1 protein-coding gene is annotated in these 303 nt (G+C 43.9%); it reads left to right on the forward strand.

From position 1 onward, the window contains the following. Positions 1–31 precede the first annotated feature (31 nt). On the forward strand, positions 32–303 hold a 272-nt coding region (locus tag FE392_RS19200), incomplete at its 3' end, for a lysis system i-spanin subunit Rz (protein ID WP_319931752.1).

Consider the following 303-nt stretch of genomic DNA (forward strand, 5'->3'; position numbering starts at 1 on the left):
AAAACATCGCGAACTGAATAAGGTAAATAAGATGAAACTCAACAGCCAGTACTTCACCCTTGGTGCTCTGGTGATTGTTTCTGGCTTGTTCTGGTTCTATTACAGTGAGTATCAGCAAAAGGCCAAAGATTACGATGACCTGAACACGAAATACCAAGCGCAGGTCATCGCAATAAATCAGCAGCAAGAACGCATCAAGCACCTTTCAGAAATAGACACCACCCGCTTACAGGAACTCACGAATGCCAAATCTAAAATCACTCAGCTTAGCGATGATTTGCGCACTCACGTTAAGCGCGTGTA

The sequence above is a fragment of the Xenorhabdus santafensis genome (assembly GCF_033949405.1).
Classification (GTDB): Bacteria; Pseudomonadota; Gammaproteobacteria; order Enterobacterales; family Enterobacteriaceae; genus Xenorhabdus; species Xenorhabdus santafensis.